Consider the following 23,874-nt stretch of genomic DNA (forward strand, 5'->3'; position numbering starts at 1 on the left):
AGGCTGCTGAAAGCTTCCCGCTTTATAGTCAGCAGCCTCAGCGGACGGATAACCGGCCGAGAGACACGCCCGATGAGCGAGCTTTTTTACAACGCTGTGCCGAACGCGACCCGTGTCGCCCCGCCACTGCCTGAACCGCGCCAGTACCCCAGCGAGAAACCGCAGCGGGTCTACCTGTTCGGCACGTGTGTGGTCGATCTGTTTTATCCCGAGGCCGGGATGGACGCGATTCACTTGCTCGAACGCGAAGGTATTCGCGTCGAGTACCCGCAAGGGCAAAGCTGCTGCGGACAACCGGCCTACACCTCGGGTTACACCGAACAGGCCCGGACCGTAGCGCGCTCGCAACTGGCGCTGTTCGCCGGGGACTATCCGGTGGTAGTGCCTTCGGGTTCCTGCGCGGGCATGCTGCGTGAACATTACGCCGACTTGTTCAAGGACGAGCCAGAGACGTTGAAACAGGTTCAAGCCCTCGCGGCGCGAACCTATGAACTGGCCGAGTTTCTGCTGTTCGTCTGCAAGGTGCAGCTCAAGGACAGCGGCGAGCCGGTCAAAGTGGCGCTGCACACCTCGTGCTCGGCACGGCGTGAGATGAACACCCACTTGCATGGCCGCGAGTTGTTGTCGCAACTGAGCAACGTAAAACGGGTCGATCATGACCACGAAAGTGAATGCTGTGGCTTTGGTGGGACATTCAGCGTCCGAATGCCAGACATTTCCGGTGCGATGGTCGAGGACAAGACCCGAGCCCTGAAGGAATCCGGCGCACACACGGTGTTGAGTGCCGACTGCGGCTGTTTGATGAACATCAACGGCTCGCTGGAAAAACAGAACGAAGCGTTACGCGGTCAACACCTGGCCAGCTTCCTCTGGCAGCGTACCGGAGGTGCTCTATGAGCACTTCGACGCTGATTCCGACGGTAGCGGTTGAAGAAGATTTTCGCACCCGGGCTCACGAGGCGTTGGGTGACAAGCAACTGCGGAACAACTTTCGCAGTGCGATGGATTCACTGATGGCAAAGCGGGCAGCGTCCTTCAGCGATGCCTTTGAGCGAGAACACTTACGCGCCTTGGGCAATGCAGTCCGTGCCCGCGCGTTATCCAAGTTGCCCGAGCTGCTCGAGCAACTGGAACAGAACCTGACCCGCAACGGTGTGACAGTGCACTGGGCGGAAACGGTGGACGAGGCCAATGGCATCGTCTTATCGATCATCCGCGCTCACGAGGCGCGGCAAGTGATCAAGGGCAAATCGATGGTCAGCGAAGAGATGGAGATGAACCATGTCCTCGCGGCTCAAGGTGTTGAATGCCTGGAGTCGGACATGGGCGAATTCATTGTCCAGCTCGACCACGAGAAGCCTTCACACATCATTATGCCGGCGATCCACAAGAATGCCGGTCAGGTCGCGTCCTTGTTCCACGACAAACTTGGCGTGGAATACACCAAGGACGTTGACCAACTCATTCAGATCGGTCGCAAGGTCTTGCGGCAGAAATTCTTCGAAGCGGACATCGGTGTCTCCGGCGTCAACTTCGCCGTGGCCGAAACCGGTACCCTGCTGCTGGTGGAAAACGAAGGCAACGGGCGCATGTCGACCACCGTGCCGCCGGTACACATTGCCGTCACCGGCATCGAGAAAGTCGTCGAAAACCTGCGCGACGTTGTACCGCTGCTCTCCTTGCTGACGCGTTCGGCCCTCGGCCAGCCAATCACCACCTACGTCAACATGATCTCCGGCCCGCGCAAGGAGCATGAGCTCGACGGCCCGCAAGAAGTGCATCTGGTATTGCTCGACAACGGTCGCAGCCAGGCCTTTGCCGACAGCGAACTGCGTCAGACCCTGAACTGCATCCGCTGCGGCGCCTGCATGAACCACTGCCCGGTTTACACGCGCATCGGCGGTCATGCGTATGGCGAGGTTTATCCGGGCCCGATCGGCAAGATCATCACCCCGCATCTGGTCGGTCTGGCGAAAGTCCCGGACCACCCGAGCGCCTCGTCGCTGTGCGGCGCCTGCGGTGAAGTCTGCCCGGTAAAAATTCCGATCCCGGCACTGCTGCGCCGCCTACGCGAAGAAAACGTCAAAGCCCCTGACAGCCCTCATCAAGTGATGCGCGGCCAAGGCAGCAAATTCTCGCGCAAAGAGCGTTTCATCTGGAACGCCTGGGCGAAACTCAACAGCTCGCCGACGCTGTATCGGCTGTTCGGTTTCTTCGCCACTCGCCTACGCGCCCTCACGCCAAGCAACGTTGGCCCATGGACGCAAAACCATAGCGCGCCAAAACCCGCCGCCCGCTCATTGCATGACATGGCCCGCGAACATCTGGCCAAACAGGGAGACCGCTGATGAGCGCCAAGCAAAACATCCTCGCCAAACTGCGCAACAGTCTGACCGGCACCACGCCAGTGCCTGACAACTTCGACGAAGCACTGGTGACCGAGCCTTACACTTACCCCCCAGAGCAACGCATCCCGCAACTGCGCAAACTGATGGAAGCGGTGCACACCGAAATCCACCTGACCAGTGAGCAAGGCTGGCCAGAGTTGCTCACGCAATTACTGCGCGACCGTCAGTTGCCGAGCCTGCTGATCGCACCGACTACGCCGCACGGTCAACGCATCACGCAGCATTGGTCGAACAATCCCGAGCTGCCAACACTCAAGGCCTACGACCGCCCAGTAGAAGAATGGAAGGCAGAGCTGTTCAACGACACTCCGGCCAGCCTGACCACCACCCTCGGAGCAATCGCCGCCACCGGCAGCCTGATCATCTGGCCCACCCGCGAAGAACCACGACTGATGAGCCTGGTGCCTCCGGTGCATTTCGCCCTGCTCAAGGCCAGTGAAATTCGCGACAACTTCTATCAGGTGCAGCAAGAGTTCGAGTGGGCCCAAGGCATGCCGACCAACGCCTTGCTGGTGTCTGGCCCGTCGAAAACCGCCGACATCGAGCAAGTCCTGGCTTACGGCGCCCACGGCCCGAAAGACCTGGTGGTGCTGATTCTGGAGGACCAATGAGTCTACCGGCAGCGTTCCTGCGCGATGCGCAGCAGCTGATTCCCCATGACCGGCGTTTCGACGATCCGCTGTCGACCCTGGCCTTCGGCACCGACGCGAGTTTCTATCGGCTGATCCCGAAACTGGTGATCCGTGTCGAGTCTGAAGATGAAGTGGTTGCCCTGCTCAAACTGGCCCAGCGTGATCAGGTTCCGGTGACCTTTCGCGCCGCCGGCACCAGCCTCTCTGGTCAGGCCATCAGCGACTCGGTGCTGATTGTGCTCGGCGATAACTGGAACGGTCGCGAGATCCGCGCTCAGGGCACACAAATCCGCCTGCAACCGGGCGTGATCGGCGCGCAAGCGAACGCCTGGCTGGCACCGTTTGGCCGCAAGATCGGCCCCGATCCGGCGTCGATCAATGCCTGCAAAATCGGCGGCATCGTCGCCAACAACGCCAGCGGCATGTGCTGCGGCACCGCGCAAAATACCTACCACACGCTGGCCGGCATTCGCCTGGTGCTGGCCGATGGCAGTCGCCTCGACACCGAGGACGCCACCAGTGTCACGGCATTTCGCAGCAGTCACGCTGAACTGCTGGAGCGTCTGGCGACCCTGGGCCGCGAGACCCGCGCCAATAGCGAATTGGCCGCAAAAATTCGCCACAAATACCGTCTGAAAAATACCACCGGCCTGTCGCTCAATGCCTTGGTGGACTTTGACGAGCCTGTGGATATCTTGAGCCACTTGCTGGTGGGCTCCGAAGGCACGCTGGGGTTTATCAGCGCGGTGACCTACGACACGGTGATCGACCATCCGAACAAAGCCTCGGCATTGATCGTCTTCCCCGATGTCGAAACCTGCTGCAACGCCGTGACCGTGCTGAAAAGCCAACCGGTCTCGGCCGTGGAACTGCTCGACCGCCGCAGCCTGCGCTCGGTGCAGGACAAACCCGGGATGCCGGCCTTCGTCCAGCAACTGTCAGCCAACGCTTGCGCCTTGTTGATCGAATCCCGCGCCGCATCAACTGCGCTGTTGCATGAACAACTGGCGCAGATCATGAGCTCGCTGGTCGCGTTTCCAGTAGAGAAACAAGTCGACTTCACACAAGACCCGGCGGAAAACGCCAAGCTCTGGGCGATCCGCAAAGACACCTTCCCCGCCGTTGGTGCGGTGCGCAAAACCGGCACCACGGTGATCATCGAAGACGTGACCTTCCCGGTCGAGCAATTGGCGGCAGGTGTGAACCGTTTGATCGAACTGTTCGACAAACACCACTACGACGAAGCGATCCTTTTCGGTCATGCACTGGAAGGCAATCTGCACTTCGTCTTCACCCAAGGCTTCAACAGCGCGGAAGAAGTCGCACGCTATCAGGCGTTCATGGACGACGTGGCGCACTTGGTCGCCGTCGAGTTTGGCGGCTCGCTGAAAGCCGAACATGGCACCGGGCGCAACATGGCGCCCTTCGTCGAACTGGAATGGGGCAGCGACGCCTATCAGTTGATGTGGCAACTCAAACACTTGCTCGACCCGAACGGCATCCTTAACCCGGACGTGGTGCTGAGTGAGGATCCGCAGATCCACCTCAAGCACCTGAAACCGCTGCCGGCCGCCGACGAGATTGTGGACAAGTGCATCGAATGCGGTTTCTGCGAGCCGGTCTGCCCATCGAAAGGCCTGACCTTGAGCCCGCGCCAGCGCATCGTGATCTGGCGTGACATTCAAGCGAAAAAGCCCGCTGGCATCGACACCTCGGAACTGGAAGAGGTGTATCAATATCAAGGCCTCGACACCTGCGCCGCCACTGGACTGTGTGCCCAACGCTGCCCGGTAGGAATCAACACCGGCGAGCTGGTGAAAAAACTCCGTAGCCGCACGGCAACCCGGACGAAAACCGCCAACTGGCTCGAAGGAAATTTCGCCACCGCGCTGCAAGGCGCGCGCTTCACACTGCACGTGGCCAACGGTGCGCGGATGCTGCTGGGCGCGCCACGGCTGACGAAGATTTCCGCCGCGCTGAGCAAACTGTCCAAAGGGCAAATCCCGCAGTGGACCAATGCCATACCGCAACCGGAACGAGCGGTTCGCTTCAGCCCGACGGTGGCCGACGAACGCCCGCGAGTGGTCTATCTGGCAGCTTGCGTGTCGCGGGTCATGGGCCCGGCGGCCGGCGACAAGGAACAGATGTCGCTCTACGACAAGACTCGCGGCCTGCTGGAAAAAGCCGGCTACCAAGTGGTCTCGCCGAGCAATCAGGACAACCTCTGCTGCGGTCAGCCGTTCGCCTCCAAAGGCTACACGGAACAGGCCGAACACAAACGCCAGGAACTGATCGGTGCGCTGCTGCATGCCAGCCGCGGCGGGCTCGACCCGATCTATTGCGACACCAGCCCTTGCACCTTGCGTCTGGTGCAAGACCTTGGCGATGTGCGCCTGGACCTGTACGACCCGGTGCGCTTCATTCGTACGCACTTGATCGACCGACTGGACTTCACGCCCCAGGAAGCGCCGATTGCAGTGCACGTCACCTGCAGCACTCAGCACCTCGGCGAGAGCCAGGCGTTGATCGATCTGGCGCGACGTTGCAGTAAGAACGTGGTTATTCCGGAAGGCATTCACTGCTGCGGGTTTGCCGGCGACAAGGGCTTCACCACACCTGAACTGAACGCTCACTCACTGCGCACATTGAAAGACGCCGTGCAGCATTGCAGCGAAGGTATCTCTACCAGCCGCACCTGTGAAATCGGCCTGAGCCAGCATGGCGGGATCGATTATCACGGATTGGTTTACCTGGTGGACCGAGTGACCCAGGCCAGAACGGTCTGATACATACACCATCCAGCAAGGGGCACCTCGCCCCTTTGCTGTATTCTCCCGCCGAAGAAAAACGTCTCTGTTTTTCACCCCATCCAGAACCCTTGTGCGCCGCGACAGTCTATCTATTAAGCCCAAGCCCCTTGGTTCCCGACGTTGTTCAAGGAGAAAACCCATGAAGCGATCCGCCCTGGCCGGACTGCTTATCTGCGCGACACTGACAACCGCCCACGCCTTTGCCTCAAACGAGAGCGATATGTGCGCGAGAAACCTTCAAACACTCACCAGCGAACTGGCCAATGCGACCAAGCTCGATGCCGCCACACAAAGCGACGCCACGAGCAAACTCCAGCAAGCCAAATCAGCCTATGACGCGAAAAACGACCGGGAATGCGTGGCCCTGACGCAGCAGGCGCTGCAGTCCGTTCAAAGCCATAAAAACAGCCAGTAACCCGGCCCTGACGCGCACACTGGACAGAAGGTCGACTCGCCACACGCATTGGCGTACACTACACACGCTTGCTGCTCAAATTGATTCACAGAGCAGTGAGTTCGGGGCCGTTTAGGATTCGACGCCGGTTGCGAAACTTTAGGTGCATGCCGAGTTGGTAACAGAACTCGTAAATCCACTGTTGCAACTTCCTATAGTTGCCAATGACGAAACCTACGGGGAATACGCTCTCGCTGCGTAAGCAGCCTTAGCCCTTCCCTCCTGGTACCTTCGGGTCCAGCAATCATCAGGGGATGTCTGTAAACCCAAAGTGATTGTCATATAGAACAGAATCGCCGTGCAGTACGTTGTGGACGAAGCGGCTAAAACTTACACAACTCGCCCAAAGCACCCTGCCCGTCGGGTCGCTGAGGGTTAACTTAATAGACACGGCTACGCATGTAGTACCGACAGCGGAGTACTGGCGGACGGGGGTTCAAATCCCCCCGGCTCCACCAAACGAAGCATCAACAAAGCCCGCCTAGTGCGGGCTTTGTTGCATCTGGGGTTTGGGGTTTCTAGCTTGCTGCACAAGCCCTCTTTGTTGAAAACCGGCCCGGAACGCGGCATTACGTTGTTTTCCATTCCGTGCCAGCAGCTCAACCTCGCGATACTCAACCTGGTTCAAGCCCAGCTTGAAAACGACTTTCAGCTTGCCAGCCAGCCCACCTCCCCCCTTGATATCCTTCCGACCCGATTGCTAGCAGGTACGGCTACGCCTCAACTCGCAAGCCACCGTATTTGAAACCAGCAACGCCGTGCTCTTCGCGATGCTAGACCCAGTCAGCAAAAAATGATCGTTGCCTGCAACTTCACTGGCATCACTCGCGGTGCTGTCCAAGCCTATTTCCTTAGCTACGCCCTAGCCGAACTCCATCGGGGACACGCGCCAAAAATAAATCCCCTTTTCCTGAAGAAGTCTGCTGATACGGCAAACATTTTAGTAACTAAAGAGTTCCCTGGGATGCGTCCCAGACCAAGAAAAAGGACTCGCCCCTGCTGCGCGCACATGAAAAAAACTGCCGCCCAGCGCATAATGGCAAAGAGATACCATTAAAATCCCACTGTAATTGCGAAGAAAAAATGACATCCGCTATCGAAACTGACCGCTTCAAAGCCAAGTGCGCATCAGGCAAGACATACACAGTCATTGAGAAGACCAAAGAAATAAAGGAGCCCAGAGGTCGCAACGAACAAACCTTTATCATGGCTCAAAAATCATACTTTTTATCGACTGGGGAAAAAGTTAACAAACTCGCAGACAAAGGCTACTTAATAATCAATGAAAAAAAGAAAATCAGCCGGAAAGACCCGATAATTCCAAAGAAATTTTTCACAGATATAAAAACTCTTTTTGATGGCCTTAAAAACCTAGCACTTTGCATTGCGATGATTCTTGCACTCCCTCAATTTCAAGAAATCACAGCTATTTTTAATGATGGTCACGAATTCATAGCATTCGCTAACTTTATGGCATCAGCCGTCATAGTCATACTTTGCGGCTTCAATTTATTCTGGTTATTTTCCAGCATGGAAAGCAAACCAATATACAAAGCCTTCAACATCTTCTGCACGGCCCTGTCGATCATAATTCTTGTTACCGTTGTTGCCTGTGCAGGATTCATAACCTACCCAAAGTTAATTTTTTAGTCTCCAGTTAAAGACAGCATTACTGAAAGCCAGTTGACTCCCAAGAAACACTGCCCACCAGAGATGAAAGATCCCGCTCGATGGCGGGGTCTGAAAAAACTAGCGCACCTACGGTCTCTTCTTTAGATTTCCGTGGATGACTTCATACATTGCTTGCGCTACATCAGTGAAATCATTTCCATGAATCGTAATCGCTATTTTTACTCCATCAACAGCCACCTGAAACTTCCCATCTACTCGTTTACGGTCGCTGCGACACATTTTTCAACCACTTCACCTCTAGCACTGACAACGTCAACGGTGATAGCCATTTTTAATGAATCCATCTCACCCTCACGTGGCTGAAGGTCATTCGCTTGCTGAAACTTACCTTCATGCACAGTTCCAAACCTGAGGTATGGCTTTTGTTGTTGATCGTCACTTACATAAGAATTACCCGGGAGCTGAAGATAATCCCCGAATGCCTTATGGATAGACCGAGCAGCTCCGTTCAAATCAGACCAATATTTGTCAACAGCAGCTATTTGGATATTGAGTTCTTTAGCCAGTGCTTCATATCGAGACATCTTCAGTTCTCCATAAATAAGCACTGAAGATAGGCAGACATCCAAAATTTTGCCAATAAAAAGCCCGACACAGTGGCCGGGCTTGCTCTGTGGTGTCGCGCTGAAACAGCTGAACACCGTGCCATGAAAACAGGTGTTCATCTGTACGGAAAGCTTTTTTTACGCAGCTTCGGTAGATCGATCAATCGCTCCGTCGATCCAGGCCACGCCCGCCTTAATCAGTTCCCACGCCTTTCGCTCAGATATACCATGCTCCCGCGCAACACGGTTTGCTGGCCACTTCGCGCCAAAGTAAAACCAAACGAAATCCCCCATCTGCTGCTCGCGCTTGGTCAATCGAGCGAGCGCTGCATCCACGACCAGCGCAACGTCATCGGTAATCACGTATGACTGCGTGCTTGGCTCAGGGCTGAACTGGTTCATCACTGCGGCCAGTTGAGACACGTAAGCAAATGGGTCATGCCAGTTGGCTGATGATCGCTCAAGTTTATGGTCGCTGGATGCCTTCAGCTGATATCAGTGCAGGCAGCAAGGCAGAAGAACTTTGGAGTGTAAAACCGGATGATGGAAATAACGCTAAGGGAAAGCCTGACTCTGCCGCTAGATGACCAAGAAGCATCGATCGCGGTTTTTCATCAATCACTCATTGTGGGCTACAATTTCTGAGAAAACAGATTTCATTCGATCCAATTGCTTGGATGCGTTGAATGGATGAGTAAATATTAGAGCATTTTCATGTCCGCCTAAAATAATACCTCCCAGTCGCTGAGCCACTCGCACATCTACCCCAGCATAGATGTGTGCTATGCACCCCTGCATGTAAAATCGATAAGTTGTAACTCGCTCCTCTGGCTCGTCTTCAGTGGCAGGTAAAACAACATCATCAAGTGTCGGTGTATTGTTATGGCAATACCCTCGAGTGTTCATCTGGTAAAGCACAATAGGATGACTAGACAAAGACCCTGGGTCCCCTGACAGAATTATCTCCCGCAGCTCATTGATATCTAGTCCATTATTTTTAACGTGTGAGAACTCTTTTCGAGTAGTGACCAGCGCCCGCCAAAGCAAACTAATAAAGTAAACCCGAAGTAGCTTAGCATCAACACCAGGAAGCATTCGAAGCCCTTCTCGACCTTCCGATATAAACTCGTGATATTTACAGTTCAGTACCTTACTACGCCCCCACCCACTCCATACCATTTTGTGTTTACGCAGTTCAGCAATCGCGCGGCTATCGATTTTACTCAAATAGTCCTCGCCGGCTCTAACAACCATCGAATCGTCAAACCAGCTTGTAAACCTTCTTATCGGTCGTGATCCTCGGCCCGCTTCAATAAAGTGGGTGCCAGGAATCTCTGGAAGCGTTAGTGCTTGGGGGATCAAATGAGACTTAACAAAAGGCCCGTAAACCCCGGTTAAGGCGCAAACGCCTTCTTTGATAACCTTCTTCTTTTTTTCCATATTGCCCATAGCCATTTGCCTTCGATTCTCCTTTCCGAGGAATATAAACAGAATGACAGCAAAATGGCAGCTTGAAGGCTGAAAGCCCCGCAGTACGAGGGCTGGATGCGGGTTCAAATCCCCCCGGCCCACCAAACGAAGCATCAACAAAGCCCGCCTAGTGCGGGCTTTGTTGCATCTGGGGTTTGGGGTTTGGGGTTTCTAGCTTGCTGCGCAAGCCCTCTTTGTTGAAAACCAGCCCGGAACGCGGCATTACGTTGTTTTCCATTCCGTGCCAGCGACTCAACCTCAAGATACTCAACCCGGATCAGGCCATGCTTGAAAACGATTTTCAGCTCGCCAGCCACCTCCCCCCTCGATATCCTCCGCGACCCGAATGCGAGCAAGTAAGGCTACGCCTCGACTCATAAACCAGTGCATTTGAAATTGGTTACGCCACGCTCTTCGCGATGCCAGACCTGGTCAGCAAAAGAAATGATCGATTCCCGCAACTTCACCGGCGTCATTCGCTGCGCTATCCAAGCCTGTTTCCTTGGCTAAGTCCTAGCTGAACTCCATCGGGGACACACTTCGTTTTCTTCTTTAGCGCCTTTTTCATATGCAGGTCAATGCAACGAACATCTAAAGATCGCGTAACCGAAATGTCATATTCGAAGCCCCTAATGCGTTTCAAAATATTGCAGCGATTCAAATGCTTGGCATCAGCGCTGCAAAACTGCCGATGCATGGGTAAAGGATTGCCTTGGATGAACAAGTCCGTCGGCAGGGTGAATTACCCTGTGAACGAGATCCATGATGATCAAGAAACTAGCCGTATCCCTCGTTGGCGCTTTGCTGGGAGGCGCGATGTTGCCTGCCCATGCGGACTTCATCGACGACAGCCATGCCGACTTGACCCTGCTCAACCGCTACCTCAATCAACAAGGCCGTGACGTGGTGGGCAGCACCGCCAAGGCCAAGAGTTACCGCGACTGGGGACAGGGTTTCCAGTTCAATTTCCGCTCCGGTTATACCGACGGTGCTGTGGGTTTCGGCCTCGATCTTGAGGCGTTTTACGGCTTCAAGCTCGACTCTGGTGGTGATCTGAATAACAAGGATCACCAGAGTCGTTATCCCGGCAGCATGTTCCCGCTGGATGATGGGAAATCCGCCAATGACTTTAGTGTCTTGAGCCCGACCTTCAAGATGCGCTTCCTTAAGGATGAGTTGCGCGTTGGTATGCTCAGCCAAAATAACCCGATGCTGGCCAACACCGATGGGCGTCTGTACCACCAGACCAACACCGGCGTGCAACTGGTGTCGAAAGACCTGTCCGACTTCACCTTCACGGGTGGCGACATCATCCGGACGAAAATTCGCAATGAAAGCAACGACAGTGACATGACCACTGGCGGCGGTGCGAAACTCAGCGACCGCTTCCTCTATGGCGGTGCTGACTATACAGGCCTGGCCGACACCACCTTAAGCCTGTGGTACTCCAATCTTCAGGACTACTACCAACAAGCCTTCATCGGCGCCAAGCACACCACCGCGCTGCCGGTCGGTAGCCTCCTCAGTGATTTCCGCGCCTACCGCAGCCTGGGCGTAGGCGGCAACGCGAATGGCGACAGCGACTTTGCCACCGCGGGTTCTTACGGTGACGGCTTGACCAAGGGGCGTATTAACCAGTCCACTATCAGCCTGATGGAAAGCTACAGTCTGGCGGGCCACACCATTGGCTTGGGGGCCCAGAAAAACACCGGTGACAGTGACTTCCCTTACCTGGACTCCGGGCTTAACGGTGGCGATGCCCGACAAGGTCCTGGCTCCGGCGCTGATACACCGGCACTAACCAACCTGCAACTGAACAAATTCCAGCATGCTGGCGAAGAAACCTGGATGGCTCAATACAAATACGACTTCGGTCAGTTGGGCATCAAAGGCCTTGGCTTTCTGGCCACCTACGCGCACGGCGATAAGATCAAAGTAACTAAAGGCGGCGACAGCGAATGGGAGCGCGACTTGGCGCTGAGCTACCAGGTGCCTGATGGTAAGTTGAAGGGACTGGGCGTGACCTGGAAAAACGCCCAGGCCAACCCGAGCCTGACGGGCCAGAGCAAGCAGGATGAAAACCGGCTCTACGTGAGTTATGTCGTACCGCTTTGGTAAGCACTGATAGTGCAACAAAGCCCGCAAAAGCGGGCTTTGTTGCGTCTGGGGGGTTGAGCTTTCTAGCCTGTTACGCAGTGTCTCCTCCGATCCAGAGCATGCCAAAAACGCTCAAGCACGGCACAAAGCCAGCAAACAGTCCGTCGCTAAAGTACTTCGCTCTTCCCCCCGGCAATCTCAAAATCCCCACAGACCTATCAATAAACATTACCATTTGCGACGTAATAGTCGAAAACGACGGGAAATCGAATGCGTAGGTCTGCTGTATTTCTTTTGGCATCCATGCTGACAGCGTGCGGGACCGGGCTGCCCGTCGAGAATACGAAAGCAGTGGAGAACGTAGCGTCCGGGAATGGGCACACCCCACTGAACATGGATGGTTATACCGCTAGCAAACTGGATGCCCTGCTCAAAGAACGCTCAACGACCAACCCCGATGACATCGGGCAGATGAACAATCTGATTTCACGAGAGTTTTTGGGGCTGCCCTATGTCGCAAACAGGCTGCAAGGCTCTTCTACCACCCCGGAAGAATTGGTAGTCGACTTCAGGGGCCTGGACTGTTTCACCTATCTGGATTACGTCGAAGCGCTGAGAAAGTCCAACAATGAAGCGGACTTCTTCAAAAACCTCATTCAGACGCGTTATGTGAACGGCAATCTCGATTTCCTGCATCGCCGGCACTTTTTCACAGACTGGTCGCAGGCCGAGCAAAAACTGGCCGACGACGTCACCGCTCAAATCAGCCCTCATGCGGTAACCGTGGTCAAACGCCTCAACCGCAAAGCCGATGGCAGCGCCTACTTGCCTGGCGTGCCCATGATCGAACGCAGTATTACCTACATCCCTAGCGCGTTTGTTAACGACCGCGTGATCAGCCGTTTGCAGACGGGCGATTACGTTGGCATTTACACCCAAGTCGCAGGCCTGGACGTCACCCATACAGGATTCTTTATCAACAAAGACGAAGGGCCCGTGCTGCGTAATGCCTCTTCGAAGAAAAAGAACAGAGAAGTCGTAGACTCTCCATTCAAGGACTACATAGCGAAGACGCCAGGGATCGTGGTGTTACGGGCGCGGCAAACTGTGCCTGAGGTTCAATGAATTCTGGAGCGTCCCTCTGACGCGAGTCCTCTGCATCCTCAAGCCTCAACGAAGCCCGTCTTGTGCGGGCTTTGTTGCATCTGGGGTTTGTATGTCACTCACCTGTTCAAGGAGCGGGCGCCAGCGCCAGATCGGTTCGCCCAACGCCCTGCACTTCGGCGGGACCCGCGCAGGCGACAAAATCCTCCTTGCGCAATAGCACCAGCGCGATCAGCGACACCACCCCCGTGCCGATGTAAAAGTACCAGGGCGAGGTAATGTCTCCGGTGACCTTGATCAGCCAGGTAGAAATCAGCGGTGCACTACCGCCAAATACCGCCACCGGAATGTTGTACGCCACCGCGATGCCGGTGGAGCGGATGCGGGTGGGCAACAACTCGCTCATCAATGCGTAAGTCGACGAGGCATACAGGCCGAACAGGATTGCCACTGTCATCAACGGGTAGATAAACGAAGCCGGCGTCGCCGTGGGTGCCGATTTGAACAGCCAGTACATCGCCAGAGTTGCCAGGGTGCCGACCACCAACAGAAACGGCTTGCGCCCATATTTATCGGTGAATGCGCCGCCGAACGGCATGACGATTGCGGCCGAGAGGCTGGCAATGAAGACGTAGAGCAAGGTCGTGCCACTGTCGAACTTGAGAATGCTCGACATGTAGGTCGAGGCAAAGGTCAGCACCAGATAAAAGATCGAGCTGTGCAGGGTGATGATGAAGAACACCAGGGCAATCGCCCGTTTCCACTGCCAGACTTCTCGCAGAGGGGCCTTCGAGGTCTCCCCCGCGCGCTGCAACGCCAGGAACTCGGGGCTGTCTTCCAGCTTCAGGCGGATGTACATCGAGATCAGGCCCAGCGGCGCCGCGATCAGAAACGGAATACGCCAGCCCCAGGCTTGCATCAGGTCCGCGCCCAACACCCAGGTCATGCCGTTGGCCACCGCACCGCCCAGCAACAGGCCGAGCACCGCCGTCACCATCAACCAGCAGGTCGCAAACCCGCGTCGCCCGGGCCCGGCGTACTCGGAGATGAAACTGGTGATGGTGCCAATCTCGCCACCGGCCGAGAAGCCCTGCACACAGCGGATCAACACCAGAAGGATCGGCGCGGCGATGCCGATCGATGCATAGGTTGGCAACAGCCCCAGCAAAAAGGTGGAGCCGGCCATCATCACCAGCACCGTGATCAGGGTTTTGCGTCGGCCGATCTTGTCCGCCAGCGGACCGAAGAACAGCCCGCCCAGCGGCCGGATGAAAAAGCTCAAGGCAAACGCGGCAAAGCTGGCGAGCAGGCTGGTGGTCGGGTCGTCCGAGACGAAGAACGCCCTGCCGATATAGACGGCGAGAAAACCGTAAACGCCGTAGTCGTACCACTCGATCAAGTGGCCGGAGGTTGCACCGATAAACGCCCGGCGCCGTTGCCGGGCCGGGTTTTTCTGTTGAATGCCCACGTGAGGGACTCCTGTCTGATTTCTATCCATGGAAAACACAACTCAAGGAACAACAGCGCCGTTCGCGACCTCCTTCAACCACTGGCGCAGATCGGTCTTGAGAATCTTGCCGTAACTGTTCCTGGGCAGCTCGGTGCGAAACACGTACTTCTTCGGTTTTTTGAACGATGCCATACGTTCGATGAACCAGGCATTGAGCAAAGATTCATCGAGCGCCCCTGCACTGCGGGGAACGACGAACGCTACCACCGATTCGCCCCACTGCACATCCGGCTCACCGACCACGCAGACTTCAAATACTTCCGGGTGTTGCGCCAGCACCTCTTCTACTTCCCGAGGGTACACGTTGCAGCCGCCGGAAATGATCACATCCTTGGAGCGATCGGTGAGCGTCAGATAACCCGCGTGATCAAGCAAGCCAATGTCGCCGGTCAACAGCCAGCCATCCACCAAGGTCTGGCGGGTCGCCGCGTCGTTGCGCCAGTAGCCCTGCATGACGGTGGGACTACGCACGGCGATCTCCCCCGACTGACCGGGAGGTAGCGGCCGGTGCTCAGGGTCCAGAATCCTGATGTCCACGCACGATTGCGCCCGCCCCACAGACGCTGCAAGCGAGGCCCAGTCGGGGCGATTTCGATCCGCGATCAGCTCACGCGACAAGGCGCTGATCGTCATCGGGCTCTCCCCCTGGCCATAGATCTGCACCAGCCGCGCGCCAAACGTCTCGAGCGCATCTTGCAGATCCGCCAGGTACATGGGCGCGCCACCGTAGACGATGGTCTTGATCCCATCGCCGCCATAACCTTGGCGACGGGCCTGTTCAACCATGCGCTTGACCATGGTCGGCGCGGCGAACAACGTGACATTGCGCAGCCCGCTCGCCAACTCGAACAGCTCGTCAGCCTTGAAGCCACGGGATTCGGGGATGACATGCCGAGCACCGCAACGCACATGGATAAAGTTGTACAGTCCGGCGCCGTGAGACATCGGGGCCGCGTACACCACCGCGTCATCCGGGCTGACCGGATCAACATCCAGCGGATAACACAGCGACATGGCCGTCAGGTTGCCGTGGGACAGCATCACCCCCTTGGATCGTCCAGTGGTGCCGGAGGTGTAGAACAGCCAGGCAAGGTCATCGGATTGGCGAAGACAGGGAGTGTCCAGCGCCGTTGAGTCGACCGAAGCACACGGCACCCCGTCCCCTTCATCCAGTTCTCGACAGTCCTGCGGCAACGCCTCGGGCAAGAACACCTTGCCGCCATCAGTGAAAATCAAACGGGCTTGCGCATCCTCGATGATCCAGCCGGCTTCAATCGGATGCAGCTTGCAATTGATCGGTACCGCCACCGCGCCAACCCACCAGACGGCATAAAGCAGTTCGAGGTATTCGCAACTGTTCTTCATGAACAGCGCCACACGGTCGCCGGGCGCGATGCCGTGCTCGTCAATGAGCTGCGCGGCACGGCTACGGACACGGGCGGCAAACGAGCCGTAGTCGGCGACTTGTCGCTGCCCCTCAAACAACGCTGGGCGTTCTGGCCAGCGACGACCGGCGTCGTTCAACCAGTTGGCGATATTCATGCTCAGGCCCTGCGCGCTTGAAGCACCGAGGCGTAGTTGGCGACCGCCATTCCGCCCATGTTGAACAGCAGACCGAACTCGGGATTGGGCACGGCCAGGCCGATCGGGTCGCCGGTCATTTGCCGAAAGGCCAGAGCGTGCATCGACACACCGGTGGCGCCTACGGGGTGCCCCTTGGCCTTGAGTCCACCCGACAGGTTCACCGGCAGACGCCCACCCGCCCGCACGATACCGTCATCCAGGGCCCGATGCCCCTCGCCTTTGGGGGCCAGCCCCATGGCTTCGTAAATCAACAGTTCAGCGATGGTGAAACAGTCATGGACCTCGGCAAAGCTCAGATCGGTCAGGGTGATATTGGCCCCGCGCAAGGCCGAATGGATTGCACGCTGCGGGCCTTCAAACGCGAGGATGTCGCGCTGGGCAATCGGCAGGAAATCGTTGACCTGAGTCACCGAGCGAATCAGCACATCACGACGAAACTGCCTGGTACGCCTGGACGAGGCCAGCACAATGGCGGCAGCACCGTCGCTGATCAGCGAACAATCGGTCAGGCGCAGCGACTGCGCCACATAAGGATTGCTGGTGGACACGTTGTTGCAGTGCTCGAAATCCATGACCCGGTGCATCTGCGCCAGTGGGTTGGCCATGGCGTTGGAGTGGTTCTTGGTGGCAATGGCGGCCATCGACGCCATCGGGCATTGGTAGCGCTCACGGTACTGTTGCGCAGCCAGGCCGAACAACTGCGGAAAGCTGAGCCCGGCCTCTTCGACGTCGTTCTGATAACCGGCACCCGCCAGGGCCTTGGTGACGTCGGCTGTGGAGTTGGAGGTCATCTTCTCGGCACCCACGATCAACACCAGTTCAGCCGAGCCCGAGAGAATCGCGTTGATACCCGCATGAATCGCCGCCGAACCCGAGGCGCAAGCGTTTTCGCAACGGGCCGCGGGCTTGAAGCGCAAGCCTGGGTCGGCTTGCAGCATCAACGAGGCGGGAAAACCATCCGCCACCATCCCCGAATTGAAATGTCCGAGGAACATGGCATCGATTTCCGAGGCGTCGATAGCGGCATCCGCCAGGGCTTCGCGGGTGACCTGAACGATAAGGTCTTCCAGAGTGGAACCGTCCAGACGGCCAAAACGGGAGTGAGCGGCAGCGACGATGGAGACGGAATCATGGGGCATGGTGATTTTCTTCTGTGCTTGGATCAGGCATTCCTTACAATGACCTACCGCCCGGATCACTCGCTAGTTAGTGCAACTACGTACATGGATAAGTAACTGTGCTGGTCCATGGTGTCGCCAGTACCGGATTTAAATCGAGGCAGGATGCCCAATGACCGTCTTCGCACATCAACTGAAAGACCTTGAGCGTCTGGCGTTCAAGGTTTCACCCGCCCCGCAGCTCATCACCGGCAACCGTGTGATGCTCGACTGCAACGAAGCATTCCTGGAGTTGTTCGGCTACCAGCGCGAAGAGCTTCTGGGTCATCTGACCCTGCTGATCTACCCTTCCCAGGCGGACTACAAAACCATCGGCAATCGCAGCCAGACCTGGTTGCGCAACAGCCAGAGCGGCTCCTACTCCGATGAACGCTTCATGCAACACAAAAGCGGCGAGGTGTTCTGGGCCAGGTCCCACGGCTATACCCTGACCCTGGACGACCCGTTCAAACTGATGGTCTGGCACTTCGAACGCATGGACCGGGCGCACCACGCCACCGTGAACCTCACGCCTCGCGAGCGCGAAATCTCGATGCACATCGTCAACGGCCTGACCTGCAAGGAAGTGGCCAAAAAACTGGCGATTTCCCACCGGACCGTGGAAGTCCATCGCGCACGCCTGATGAAAAAGCTACAGGCCAAGAACAGTGCGGAGTTGGTTTCGAAGATTATTTTTGTGAGTTGATGGGCAAGGCCTTCTCCTATTCCGCCGCCTGATCGGGGGCTGCTCCCGATTTCCTGCACGTAAACAGGAGCGAACCAAAGCCCGCCTGGTGCGGACTTTGGGAAATACCGGTACTCGCGATCCCTTGTAGGAGCAAGGCTTGCCCGCGACGAGGCCGGACAAATCAGTACAACCGCTCAAGCATTCGACTCAACTCAAAATAAATCAGCCCCCTTTCCGCTTTAGCACTTCTTCGCCTGATCTTTCGCCTGCGCCCACACACGCTCTTCTTGCTCACGCAGCTCCGGTGTGAACTCGGCACCGAAATCCTCCGCCTCGAACACCTGGCGAATCTCGATCTCGGCCTCTGTGCCCGGCATCGGGTTCGGACAGCGTTTGACCCAGTCGATGGCTTCCTGCTTCGACTTCACCTGCCACAGCCAGTAGCCGGCAATCAGTTCCTTGGTTTCGGCGAACGGGCCGTCGATCACCGTGCGTTTCTCGCCCGAGAAGCGCACGCGGGTGCCTTTGCTGCTGGGGTGCAAGCCTTCACCGCCGAGCAGGATGCCGGCCTTGACCAGTTCTTCGTTGTAGTTGCCCATCGCGGTCAACAATTCCTGGGTGGGCATCACGCCAGCTTCAGAATCCTGGCTGGCTTTTATAATGATCATGAATCGCATCGTCTTATCTCCGCTGGATTTGAACTACTCACAACCTTGTCGAACGGTGGCGTCCCAAATCGACAGCCTTTCATTTTTTTTGCCGCGTCCCAACGATCCTAGGATATTTCCCGCAAACTGCGGCGTCATTGATGAACTGGTAAGCCTCTCGTCGTGCAGATACATTTGAAGCGTCGCTGCAAATGAGTGACCGGTTGTGACAGGCCGTAAAAGTGTAGGCCTCTCGAGACTACCGGAGCTCCACCATGAAAAAGATCCCCCTCAATCCCCCCGAAAAAACCGCCACTCCCGCAAGCCATCTCTTCACCCTCCTCCCCGACATCGACACCGAAACCCTGCTGATCCACACCAGCGAAACCCTCGCTTCTATCAATGTCATGACCACCGACCTGGCCTTCCAGCTCGACGACTCGCGTCGTAACGTGGCGCTGGCGATTCAGCAGTTGATCGTGCTGGGCGAGCTGCTGGTGAACCGGGCGCTGGAGCATTTCGACACGCCGGACGCAGCGCACGAACCTCAACCCGCCGCTCACCACTGAGTGGTCACGTTCTGCTCTTGAATGGAGGTTCTGTCATGGCTCGATACATGCCCATCACCGGCATCGACTGCACCGTCGCATCCCTGTTGATCGACACTGAAGCGCCGCTGGACGTGCTGCATGAAACAGCCGCCTACCGCATCCGCACCGCGACCCAGTTGCTGGAGAACGTCGCCACCGGCGAGGGGATTCACAGTGAACTGGCACGTGCGTTGGTGGTTTCACTGCGCGATGGCTGCGATTTGCTGGATGTCGTTGGGCGACGATTGCAGGCGCAGGTTTTGTCATCGTGAAGAAGAAAGATGGCCCTCGCGGGTAATGTAATGTCAGTCAGTTAAGCGCAATCCATGTGGGAGCGAGCCTGCTCGCGATAGCGGTGGGTCAGTCAACATTGATGTTGAATGTTATGCCGTCATCGCGAGCAGGCTCGCTCCCACAGGTTTGTGCCTTAACTGACAGGCATTAGCCCTCGCGGGCCACTATTAAGCGACTGAGTTAACCCGTGTGCTGCTCACGAAAAGCTTCTGGTTCAACGGAAGGTTTCACTTAACGTAACTTTCTGTCGACTCAATCCGTGGTTATCGCCTCGTAAAACTGCCTCAGCACCGTTCCTTCCGTGGTCAGGGTCAGACAATTCCCGCAAGCCGAAGCGTCGTCGATGAACTTGTGCGGGATCAGCAGCAAACCTAATCTGAACAGACGAAACAGACAGTTCGTCTCAAACCGATTGATCGAGATCGCCACTGCCACCAGACTCCACCTTCCGCACTACCCGCTGACAAGGAGGCCACATGCAACGCACTGCGCTACCCAGCCACCTTGTTGGCATTGGCTTGTACACCCCGGCAGAAGCCGCGCTCTACACCGGCATCCCAGCCGCCGATATCCGCCGCTGGTTGTTCGGGTATACCGCCCACGGCGCTCTGCATCCTGGCCTGTGGCCCTCCGAGCTGGCTGATTTGAGCGAGCCCATCCTGGGCTTTCACGACCTTCTCGAAATTCGCTTCGTCCACGCTTTCCGTAAACACGGCGTTAGCCTGCAAGCTATTCGCAGCGCTTCGCTGCAAGCAAAAGCAATGTTTGATCAGGCCTATCCCTTTACCTGCAAACGATTCGAAACAGACGGACGGAGTATATTCGCCACTGTTCTCGATGAACTCGGCGATGACGCATTGCTCGATCTGGTCAAAAGGCAATACGCCTTCAAACAGGTCATCACGCCATCGCTCTATGAAGGCATTGATTACACAGGCTCAGGTGCCGCCCAACGCTGGTATCCGATCAAACGCAGCAAGGCCATCGTTCTCGACCCTTCCAGAAACTTTGGGAAACCTGTGCTCTCCATTACAGGGATCGACACAGCAACGGTATTCAACGCTTATCAAGCCGAAGGGAACGACGCCAAGCGTGTTGCTCAACTTTACGAAATACCTGCCAGCGCAGTAGAAGCGGCGGTCAATTTTGAACACAGGAATGCGGCTTGAACTTCCTGCTGGACAATAACCTCCCTCCCGCTCTGGCCCGTGCCCTTAACGAGTTATCTAAAACCGAAGGCCACACCGTGACGCCACTGCGGGACAAATTCCCACAAAGTACAAGTGATGTGACATGGATTTCAACATTGAGTGAAGAAGGTGGATGGGCCGTTATCTCACAAGACAAATTTACTAAAGGCGATATTGAGAAAAGAGCGTTCCGCGTGCCTTGGAAGTTCGCGACTCATGGAAAGCTTGATCAGATGAAAATCTAAAGCCCGGCCCTAGTCTTTTCATCCACAAAAGAAAATGGGCGGCCTCTCATCAAGGTCGCCCATTTCAGTTGGAGCGGAAAAATGACTGTCGATTACCCCCATTACAGGTCTGCCATCACATCCTGAAATCCTGAGCCCCCTCATCCCCGCCCAACACGCGCTCAGTCTTCACATACAAATCACGTATATGCCCCACCAAAAACGTCCAGAACGCTGGTTCATTAACGGTTTGCGTCACCAATTCGCCGGGTAGGAACCGACCCATTTCCTTGCGAAACTCGGCGACGAGTTTCGGATCGGTATCAAGCACCGCTGAACGCTCTTTGAACAATCTCAAGAACTCACCCTGCTCGCAGTGATGATCAGCGAGCTTTTTTGCCACCAGATCCAGCTGCGGCGTTACGCCTTGCTGGCGCAACCAGACCATGTCCCACAGGTCACGGTTCTTGATTCGATTGGGGCGCAGGGCAAACGCAACGATCTTGTCGGCATAGATTTCTTCGCGAGTTTCAGCCTGCAAGATCAGACCGCTGGTGCCCATGTCGACCCCGTACGGATTGAGCAGCAGCATAGGTTGTGGTTGGTAACTCGGGATGGAACAGACGTCGATGTTGATACGCTGGGCAGGTAGATCCTTGCGTCCTGGTCTGGTCTGAACTTTCAACTTCCAGGTGTCGACGTTGCCTTCCTCACGAACCGGTTCGCCGACTTCGACTTCAAGACCATATTTGGTCTTCAGAGTATCGACCAGTACCTGAGCCAGTTCGGTCAGGCTTTCACGATTGAAGTCAGCCCCACCGGTAAAATCGAGATCTTCGCTCAATCGATTCGAGCCGTAGCAAGCACGCAGACAAGTACCGCCGATAAAAGTCAGTTTTGCGAGCATGCCGGCAGAGCTCAACGCCAGCATGATGTCGTGGTGCAGCAATTCCTTCTCCACGACGACTCGCAACGGCGCCAGGTTTTGCTGGTATTTAAGCGCTTCATCGACCAGCTCATCAAACAAACTCATTGGCGACACTCCAATCAATCAAATCCATGTTCCGTTTCGCAACTTTCATGTCACGTAATGCCTGCTGCGGCGTGGCTCGCCATAGTCGGCATCGCGCGTCGTAATGAACCTGCCCCACCAGGTCCTGGGGTTGTTGACGGGTATGTACGAACTCGATGGTGCCCCATCGTCCACATGAAATGATGCTGCTGCGCCCGGATGACATCAGCGAGATCCAGTTGATGGGGATCTGTGAGATAACCCCGCAATCGCTCAATGCCGTTTCAAGGCTGATGTAGTTGAACTGCGTGGCACGCAGTCTGGCGGCGGCATGAAACAGCACCAGACCGCTGGAGGGTTTGGCCCCTTCAAACAGGTAAAGCCCTCTGCACACCCGCGCCAGATGGCCTTCCGAAGCAGCACGGCTCAACAAGGTTTTATAGGCACCTTCGGAGATATCCGGCACAAGAACCCTGAGGTCGTCCGGAGTAAAAAGATAGCGCTCTTCGCTGGCCAGATTGGTCAGTTTTCGTAAGAGACGCCCCATGGGCTGCGTCGATTTTGTATAGGGCTGCATGCCGCACGACTCTACGGAAGGTTTCACTTAATGTAACTTACTGTAGAGCTAGCCCACAACTGACGGGGGCATTCTTAAAATGATAGATAACGAGACACCTGCTTGATCGATCTTACCTCAGCAGCCAAAAAGCCCCCCCGTCAGCCCACCCACCACCGCTTCACCCACAACGCCCCCACTATCCCCACGACAATCGAGGCCAATGGCAACGTTGAGGTCAAACTCAGCGTCGGAAACACCAGCAAAATCTGTGAATCGTTGCCACCGAGCATCATCGACGCGCCAGTGCCCATCAGGACCCCGGACAACAAGTGCACGCACGCCTTCGACAGGTTGAATGCCTGGTAGCTGAAGGTCTTGCGGCGCAGAGTGAAGCAGAGCATGCCCACCAGCAACATCACGAACACCGCGACGCGCTGGCCGGTGATGGCCGTTTGTTCGGGCATCCAGAATAGCTGTGACAGGTGGTAGAAGAACACGCTGGGCGTCCATTGCGGTTCGAAGGTGTACAGCGCGCTGGTCAGCGCCCCCAGCAGCATGCTGGAGAACACCAGGTGTTTGTCGCCGTGAACATAGGCCAGAAACAGCAACGCCATCAGCACCACACCCAGGGTGAGCAGATAGTGGCTGCTGGAGATCTCGGGCATCAGCAGGGTTCTGTGCTCGGGCAACATGTTGAGCCGATACCAAAGCACAATCCCCAGCACCCAGCCGACAATCGTAAAGGCCTTGTTGAGGTTGCCGCAGGTGAGTTTGGTCAGGGTGCCGACACTGCAGCCGTCGTTGAGCACCGAGGCCACCCCGAATAGCAGTCCGCCACCGATCAACAGCGGATACCCGACTTCGGGTGTGAACAACGGCTGACTGATGCCGAAATGGCGATAAATCGGCGCCAACAGCAGGCCGAACAACCCGCAGGAAACCAGTGCCACGAATAAGGTCGGCCGGCGTTTGAGCAATAGAGCGCTGGCATTGACCAGGCACATACCCATCCGCTGCGAAACCCAGCCAATCAGAAATGCCAGCAATAACGCGATCAGCAACGAAAGCACACGCCTCCTCACACCTCGGCAGGCCCATCAATAGGCTAAAGACTAGTCGGCTTTTCAATGGGCTCGCCAAGGTGCCAAGCACGCCATTGTATCGACCCGTTCAGTCTTGCCAGCCAACGCAATGACTGGCTAACAGC

General features: G+C 56.4%; 24 protein-coding genes and 1 other RNA gene. 15 read left to right on the forward strand and 10 right to left on the reverse strand.

Annotation, left to right across the window (positions count from 1 at the left end):
* Positions 1-72 precede the first annotated feature (72 nt).
* From AC1RKH_RS14400 to AC1RKH_RS14435, 8 genes are all read left to right on the forward strand, one after another.
* On the forward strand, positions 73-897 hold the full coding sequence (locus AC1RKH_RS14400) for a (Fe-S)-binding protein (RefSeq protein ID WP_493062521.1): 825 nt from the start codon (positions 73-75) through the stop codon (positions 895-897).
* Positions 894-2,348 carry a LutB/LldF family L-lactate oxidation iron-sulfur protein gene (locus AC1RKH_RS14405; RefSeq protein WP_493062522.1) on the forward strand — a complete coding sequence of 485 codons (1,455 nt, stop codon included), beginning with the start codon at positions 894-896 and terminating at the stop codon, positions 2,346-2,348. The genes AC1RKH_RS14400 and AC1RKH_RS14405 overlap by 4 nt, the downstream gene beginning before the upstream one ends.
* The gene (locus tag AC1RKH_RS14410) at positions 2,348-3,019 is read left to right on the forward strand and encodes a LutC/YkgG family protein (RefSeq protein WP_493062523.1); all 672 of its coding nucleotides are present in this window, start codon (positions 2,348-2,350) and stop codon (positions 3,017-3,019) included. The genes AC1RKH_RS14405 and AC1RKH_RS14410 overlap by 1 nt, the downstream gene beginning before the upstream one ends.
* Positions 3,016-5,826, forward strand: coding sequence for an FAD-binding and (Fe-S)-binding domain-containing protein (locus tag AC1RKH_RS14415; RefSeq protein WP_493062524.1), 2,811 nt, complete (start codon positions 3,016-3,018; stop codon positions 5,824-5,826). Before AC1RKH_RS14410 ends, AC1RKH_RS14415 begins: the two co-directional genes overlap by 4 nt.
* Positions 5,827-5,989: 163 nt before the next feature.
* The gene (locus tag AC1RKH_RS14420; RefSeq protein ID WP_054594084.1) at positions 5,990-6,265 is read left to right on the forward strand and encodes a PA2433 domain-containing protein; all 276 of its coding nucleotides are present in this window, start codon (positions 5,990-5,992) and stop codon (positions 6,263-6,265) included.
* A 103-nt stretch (positions 6,266-6,368) separates the two neighbouring features.
* Positions 6,369-6,762: a transfer-messenger RNA gene (gene ssrA, locus AC1RKH_RS14425) on the forward strand.
* Between the two features lie 65 nt (positions 6,763-6,827).
* Positions 6,828-7,049 carry a hypothetical protein gene (locus AC1RKH_RS14430; RefSeq protein ID WP_493062525.1) on the forward strand — a complete coding sequence of 74 codons (222 nt, stop codon included), beginning with the start codon at positions 6,828-6,830 and terminating at the stop codon, positions 7,047-7,049.
* A gap of 338 nt (positions 7,050-7,387) precedes the next feature.
* Positions 7,388-7,954 carry a hypothetical protein gene (locus tag AC1RKH_RS14435; protein WP_493062526.1) on the forward strand — a complete coding sequence of 189 codons (567 nt, stop codon included), beginning with the start codon at positions 7,388-7,390 and terminating at the stop codon, positions 7,952-7,954.
* Positions 7,955-8,187: 233 nt separating this feature from the next.
* On the opposite strand, the gene AC1RKH_RS14440 is transcribed toward AC1RKH_RS14435, so the two are convergent.
* From AC1RKH_RS14440 to AC1RKH_RS14450, 3 genes are all read right to left on the reverse strand, one after another.
* Complete coding sequence (locus tag AC1RKH_RS14440) at positions 8,188-8,520, reverse strand: hypothetical protein (RefSeq protein ID WP_493062527.1); 333 nt, start codon at positions 8,518-8,520, stop codon at positions 8,188-8,190.
* Positions 8,521-8,679: 159 nt separating this feature from the next.
* Positions 8,680-8,943: a hypothetical protein gene (locus AC1RKH_RS14445; protein WP_493062528.1), complete on the reverse strand. Its 264-nt coding sequence runs from the start codon at positions 8,941-8,943 to the stop codon at positions 8,680-8,682.
* A 216-nt stretch (positions 8,944-9,159) separates the two neighbouring features.
* Positions 9,160-9,996: a hypothetical protein gene (locus AC1RKH_RS14450; protein WP_493062529.1), complete on the reverse strand. Its 837-nt coding sequence runs from the start codon at positions 9,994-9,996 to the stop codon at positions 9,160-9,162.
* A gap of 780 nt (positions 9,997-10,776) precedes the next feature.
* Between AC1RKH_RS14450 and AC1RKH_RS14455 the strand changes: the two genes are divergently transcribed.
* A complete protein-coding gene (locus AC1RKH_RS14455; protein ID WP_493062530.1) occupies positions 10,777-12,129 on the forward strand; it encodes an OprD family outer membrane porin in 1,353 nt (450 codons plus the stop codon).
* Between the two features lie 249 nt (positions 12,130-12,378).
* Positions 12,379-13,233, forward strand: coding sequence for a DUF1460 domain-containing protein (locus tag AC1RKH_RS14460; protein ID WP_493062531.1), 855 nt, complete (start codon positions 12,379-12,381; stop codon positions 13,231-13,233).
* A gap of 106 nt (positions 13,234-13,339) precedes the next feature.
* Here AC1RKH_RS14460 and AC1RKH_RS14465 read toward each other — a convergent pair whose 3' ends face one another.
* The 3 genes from AC1RKH_RS14465 to AC1RKH_RS14475 are packed head-to-tail and all read right to left on the reverse strand — an operon-like array spanning position 13,340 to position 17,445.
* The gene (locus AC1RKH_RS14465; RefSeq protein WP_493062532.1) at positions 13,340-14,680 is read right to left on the reverse strand and encodes an MFS transporter; all 1,341 of its coding nucleotides are present in this window, start codon (positions 14,678-14,680) and stop codon (positions 13,340-13,342) included.
* 42 nt (positions 14,681-14,722) lie between these two features.
* On the reverse strand, positions 14,723-16,264 hold the full coding sequence (locus tag AC1RKH_RS14470) for a class I adenylate-forming enzyme family protein (RefSeq protein ID WP_493062533.1): 1,542 nt from the start codon (positions 16,262-16,264) through the stop codon (positions 14,723-14,725).
* A gap of 2 nt (positions 16,265-16,266) precedes the next feature.
* A complete protein-coding gene (locus AC1RKH_RS14475; protein WP_493062534.1) occupies positions 16,267-17,445 on the reverse strand; it encodes an acetyl-CoA acetyltransferase in 1,179 nt (392 codons plus the stop codon).
* A gap of 151 nt (positions 17,446-17,596) precedes the next feature.
* Here AC1RKH_RS14475 and AC1RKH_RS14480 point away from each other — a divergent pair, with 151 nt between their 5' ends.
* On the forward strand, positions 17,597-18,169 hold the full coding sequence (locus AC1RKH_RS14480; protein WP_493062535.1) for a LuxR C-terminal-related transcriptional regulator: 573 nt from the start codon (positions 17,597-17,599) through the stop codon (positions 18,167-18,169).
* Between the two features lie 221 nt (positions 18,170-18,390).
* On the opposite strand, the gene AC1RKH_RS14485 is transcribed toward AC1RKH_RS14480, so the two are convergent.
* Positions 18,391-18,828, reverse strand: coding sequence for a YciI family protein (locus AC1RKH_RS14485; RefSeq protein WP_493062536.1), 438 nt, complete (start codon positions 18,826-18,828; stop codon positions 18,391-18,393).
* Between the two features lie 245 nt (positions 18,829-19,073).
* Between AC1RKH_RS14485 and AC1RKH_RS14490 the strand changes: the two genes are divergently transcribed.
* From AC1RKH_RS14490 to AC1RKH_RS14505, 4 genes are all read left to right on the forward strand, one after another.
* Positions 19,074-19,367 carry a DUF6124 family protein gene (locus tag AC1RKH_RS14490; RefSeq protein WP_493062537.1) on the forward strand — a complete coding sequence of 98 codons (294 nt, stop codon included), beginning with the start codon at positions 19,074-19,076 and terminating at the stop codon, positions 19,365-19,367.
* A 35-nt stretch (positions 19,368-19,402) separates the two neighbouring features.
* Entirely contained in the window at positions 19,403-19,660 is a 258-nt protein-coding gene (locus tag AC1RKH_RS14495) for a hypothetical protein (RefSeq protein WP_262112040.1), read from the forward strand.
* 603 nt (positions 19,661-20,263) lie between these two features.
* The gene (locus AC1RKH_RS14500) at positions 20,264-20,851 is read left to right on the forward strand and encodes a DUF433 domain-containing protein (RefSeq protein ID WP_493062560.1); all 588 of its coding nucleotides are present in this window, start codon (positions 20,264-20,266) and stop codon (positions 20,849-20,851) included.
* Complete coding sequence (locus AC1RKH_RS14505) at positions 20,848-21,117, forward strand: PIN-like domain-containing protein (RefSeq protein ID WP_493062538.1); 270 nt, start codon at positions 20,848-20,850, stop codon at positions 21,115-21,117. Before AC1RKH_RS14500 ends, AC1RKH_RS14505 begins: the two co-directional genes overlap by 4 nt.
* Positions 21,118-21,232: 115 nt before the next feature.
* Here AC1RKH_RS14505 and AC1RKH_RS14510 read toward each other — a convergent pair whose 3' ends face one another.
* The 3 genes from AC1RKH_RS14510 to AC1RKH_RS14520 form a co-directional block, all read right to left on the reverse strand.
* Positions 21,233-22,129 (reverse strand): nucleotidyl transferase AbiEii/AbiGii toxin family protein, encoded by an 897-nt coding sequence (locus AC1RKH_RS14510; RefSeq protein WP_493062539.1) that lies wholly within the window; start codon positions 22,127-22,129, stop codon positions 21,233-21,235.
* Positions 22,116-22,685, reverse strand: coding sequence for a type IV toxin-antitoxin system AbiEi family antitoxin (gene abiEi / locus AC1RKH_RS14515; protein WP_493062540.1), 570 nt, complete (start codon positions 22,683-22,685; stop codon positions 22,116-22,118). Before abiEi ends, AC1RKH_RS14510 begins: the two co-directional genes overlap by 14 nt.
* 140 nt (positions 22,686-22,825) lie before the next feature.
* Positions 22,826-23,737, reverse strand: a complete 912-nt coding sequence (locus tag AC1RKH_RS14520) for a YeeE/YedE thiosulfate transporter family protein (protein WP_493062541.1) — start codon at positions 23,735-23,737, stop codon at positions 22,826-22,828.
* Positions 23,738-23,874 lie beyond the last annotated feature (137 nt).

It is taken from the genome of Pseudomonas sp. GW822-FHT06B12 (assembly GCF_058799675.1).